We start from the raw sequence: 4524 nt of genomic DNA, 5'->3' as shown, positions 1-4524 counted from the left end.
AGAGTGTGTTCCTGTCCGAAGCCAGTTACGTGGCGTAAAGGAAGCATCATCCTTCACGAAATCCAACCATTGTTTGGAGGAATCCGAATAGGAAATCGATGCCGATAACGGATCGGCGTACAAGTAATTGGCTGGATTTCCTCCTGCAGGGAAGTAATATTTCTCCTGGAAAATTTCAATGGAAACTCCCCATTTCGGAACCATTACAACCTGTTCATTCCTTTGACTGATTGTAACATCGGATGTAACGGAATCCAGCGCGTTTCCTCCTTTGGAATCATAATGATAAATGATCCAGCTGGCAGTGTCGATTCCTTTCAACTCCGCAGGACTGTTTCCAATTCCTGAAGGTCCCGTATACTTCCGGAATTCACATTCAAAGTAACCACCAACCACATTCAAGGGATCAATTACCTTCACGTTGATCGGTCCACCGTTATAATCGTATTCCAATTCGTCTTTGAATCCGTTGGCTACAATCGCATTCTCTGATCCTGTGGTCAATTGCAATTCGCGTCCGCCGTTTCCGGTTCCGTCCAAACGCGTGATACGTGGGGTTTGCCCGTAAACAGAGTTTGCAACAGATCCTCCCAACTCAGGTGCAATCTGATGCGGAATTGCAGGAATTCCGGCTAATGTCGAACCATCCGCATTGATCCGTGAACGCAAATACGGTTTCTTTTGCCCATCGAGACCATCCGGATCACTCGGATCATAGGTTTTATAATTATTATATCCATAAGCTACCGCGATGAAATAGTAAGTCTTGAAGTTCACCAAACGGCGATCTCCCTGGGCAAATAAATCTTCCGTTACACGGAATGTGTGCTTAATTCCAAGATCTGATCCTTTTACTTTTTCAACAGGAAACGTCAGATTAAGTTCCTCATCGTATTCATAGTTAATCAAACGTTTTATCCCGTTTTTCACGTCGCACTGTGCTACCAAACGAGCTACTGACTGATTATCCAAATCTGTAATTCCCGCAGAAGCATCTTTTAACTGGTAAATTTGATAACCTTCAAAACGATAATACTTATCATAAATGATCGGATCACCATTTTGCATCGTATCGCCTATTCCATTCGGATCAGCAATATTAATATCCTCTTCTTCATACTTTTCATCTTTATTATTGGAGTTTTTTGGATTATCCAACATGATAATCAACTCATTCCCCAATTCCTGGATTGTCATAACAGGAGCATTTGGCGGGTTCAAAATACGGAAACAGTTATCAAACAAAGCCTGAGCTTTCGTATCTGCCGTTTTCAAAGCATTTACCGATGAAAAAAGATTTCCTTCGTAACTTCTCGCATAAACGATCCCGACCGTGATATTATTTATGGCTCCCGGACGTAATGTAAACGGACCTGCTGATTGTACAAAACGACGATCCCCAAATGGATTTGAAGCACCTGAAGAACATGGTTCCACTTCCGACCAATCGAAGCCGGGATCAACACCTTCTGTTGCCCAATGCAAAGGATCTGAATCTGCCGGGAACATGTAGTTTGTCTGAATAGAAGTCACACATCCGGTTGACGGAAAACCAGTTCCCCCATAGTATAACTGATCTCCATAACGCCACAATCCCTGCATGTAGTTATAGAATTGCGCCGATGATGTCGGATCCGATTGAATCTCCTGGCCTCCACCTGTATAAATGGTGAAGTTACGCATCCCGTAACGCTCATTGTCTACAATATTATCGCCATAGCCAATGCCCAAACCTTTGTAAACAATTCCTTTGTTCGCAATGGCATTTGCTACTGTCGGCACCACCCATTCTTGTGTAATGGTATCGAAAACCGGCCCCGGATTATCCATTCCATCCGGATCCTGGTAAGGCCCCTCAAAGAAATCAACTCCAATTGCAGGTGGGTTCGGTCCGAACCCGGGGCGACCCGAGGTTGGTTCATCTACTGCTTTCCCATTATACTGGTAACTCAATCCGCGGGAAACGTCACACCCCGCAAAATCATCCATGTAATTCCCTAAATCGGCATCGACGTACTGAGAGAAATACGTATTATACAATGTTTGGGTTCCCCGGTTAATCAACTCGTAGTTGTAAAAGGTCATTTTATTGATCTCATCATCTGTAGCAAAAGCAAATGCCTGCGCATGGATTTCCATCCCAATCGGATCTCCCTGGGATTCCGTGTGGATGTTTCCTCTATCATTGAATACCCACCAGTGAGTTTCATCTCCGTATAAGGATACACGACGATCAGAACCGCATATAATGTCGTCACGCCCCAGGATATCATCATACCAGGGATAATCACCATCTAACGGTTCGTAAAGCAGGTCGTCATTGTTGTCGTAGAACGGAGCCAGGAATTGATCCTGACCACGGCTAACATCCCCGTTACCTGGCCAGGCATTGATTTGAGCCATTGTTTCGTTACTTGGTACCGGACAATCTCCGGTAGTACATTCCATGTAACTGACAAACGTAATCACTCCTGCTTTCGTAATAGTGAAGATGTTATCATACAACAAACATTGGTCCGGGTCGATCGTACCCGCTCCGAAGTCACGTTTTGCATTATGTCCCTGCTGAACAGAAGGATCATAGTTTCCGCTTCCCAGGTCAACACTCAGTGGTCCGGGCCAAAAATCATTCCCCGCCCTGAACTTTACTGCAGCAAGCTTTAATAATCCATTCGTATCCACACCTCCCATCCAAAGGGCTCCGGCATAAATAGATGTTACCACGGTTTCACTTCCCTTTTGTTTCGGAACCGTATACGTTGCGAGACCATTGGCACGGTCCAGGAATAACAATCCTCCTGTTTCCAGCTGACAACTCACATCATTAAACTTCATTGTTAAACGGTAGTTCGCGGGCGCACAGTTTGCAGCTTTTGCTGTCACAGTGGGTTTCGGTTTTTCACCCGATTTCCCACTTTTCTCAAAATCATGATTATAAGCGCTGGCATAGCCAACAAAACACATCATGAACGAGAGCGATAAGTAGTTTAATATTCGTCTCATATTTTCATTTTTTTCTTTCCAGAAAACTCAAACTCTTTTGATTGATGTGACTCCCGGGTCGGCCACCCCAAAACGAGAAGGTTCTTAGGTTGTATAAAAGAAAGAACGAGAGCTCTTAATTAAAGGTTGGTGTAAATCCATGAAAAACAGTAGTAAAAGTGCATTTTTTCAAAAAAAACCAACAAAAAAAGGAGGACTTAAAAAGTCCTCCTTCACTAAATGATATAGTCTACGAAAGTAGTGTCTATTACTTCAAGCTGATGGTAGCTCCAAATGTGTGAATTACACCGAACTGACCAGCTAATCTCATTGCGTATTCCAATCCTAAAGCAGATTTCTTTTTACCAACTAATGCGTCAGCAGAGAAACCAGCAGTAAGACCTGTTAATGCATTTGAACGGTTCTCTGTTTTGAAGAGTCCTTTTTCAGCTACATAACCAACACGGATATTGAACGCTGCTTTGTCAATTGTCAATCCATAATCCAATCCCATACGGTATTGATCTTTCTGGAAAGAGTTTGCTGTAAAAGCCGCACTCCAGATTAACTTGTTCTTTTCATTAAAATTGAAGTCATAAGAAGCTCCGATATTTAACAAAGAAGGTAATTCAAACGTTGCTGCACGTTGCTCTAAAGTTGCCAGGTTACCATTTGCCAGGTAGTTCACCTGATCAGATAATCCATCTCCTTTATACTTCATAACCGGCCCAACGTTTTTAAGAGAAATACCAAATTTAATTTGATCTTGTTCTCCTGTAACGTAACGGATACCAGCGTCAAAAGCAACACCGTTTGCTTTCAGGTTTGAAATGCTCTCAGAGATTACTTTGAAATTCACCCCTCCATAGATACTTGATGAAAAGCTATGTGCAAAACCTACGTTAAACACATTCATACGAGGAGAGAAAGTTCCCTGAGTAGGCTCCGGCAAATCTACCGATGTTCTATCGATATCACCGAAGTTCATAGACTGAACCGAAACAGCAATTACCGTTGATGCAGAAATTCTCTGAGCAATCCCAGCAGAATTCAAAGCAATTCCGGCGCTTCCCATCCAGTTCGTACGGTTAAACTTAACCTGAGTTTTATCTGTAAAAGCCAAACCAGCAATATTTGTGAATGTAGCCTCTAATCCATTGACATGGGATACTCCTGCATCACCAATACCAATACTTCTAGCCCATGGATTCACCAATAATTGTGTAGCACCAGCAGAACCAACACGATCTTCGTTTCCGGCGAATACACTGGAGTAGCTCATCACTACTCCAGCAACCGCTGTATATTTAATAATTTTATTAATCGATTTCATACGTTTTGCTTAACAGGATGATTAAATTGTTTCAAGGTCAACCTGACGCATTCCTCCGAAGAACTTCACAATGCGTTCGCCAACTCCCGGTACTTCTACGTGGATCAAATAAACTCCACTAGCAATCGGAACTCCAATCGTGTTCTTCAAATCCCAATCAATGTAAGTAATCTGATTGTCTTTCTTGAACTGACGGATTAGTTTTCCGC

Annotated in this window: 3 protein-coding genes; all 3 read right to left on the bottom strand. The window is 42.8% G+C overall.

Annotation, left to right across the window (positions count from 1 at the left end; genetic code table 11):
- Positions 1–3003, bottom strand: a 3003-nt coding sequence (locus Q1V93_RS07655; RefSeq protein ID WP_300663407.1) for a T9SS C-terminal target domain-containing protein, incomplete at its 3' end; no start/stop codon positions are given.
- A 247-nt stretch (positions 3004–3250) separates the two neighbouring features.
- On the bottom strand, positions 3251–4315 hold the full coding sequence (locus Q1V93_RS07650) for a PorV/PorQ family protein (protein WP_300663406.1): 1065 nt from the start codon (positions 4313–4315) through the stop codon (positions 3251–3253).
- Positions 4316–4336: 21 nt separating this feature from the next.
- On the bottom strand, positions 4337–4524 hold a 188-nt coding region (locus Q1V93_RS07645; protein ID WP_300663404.1), incomplete at its 5' end, for a hypothetical protein.

Source organism: Fluviicola sp. (genome assembly GCF_030151805.1).
In the GTDB taxonomy this organism is placed as follows: domain Bacteria; phylum Bacteroidota; class Bacteroidia; order Flavobacteriales_D; family Crocinitomicaceae; genus Fluviicola.
This window is presented reverse-complemented; position numbering and strand designations above follow the sequence as displayed.

Excerpts from the sequence above, each read along its gene's own strand:
- Q1V93_RS07650 (WP_300663406.1), bottom strand. The coding sequence starts at position 4,315 with ATGAAATCGATTAATAAAATTATTAAATATACAGCGGTTGCTGGAGTA.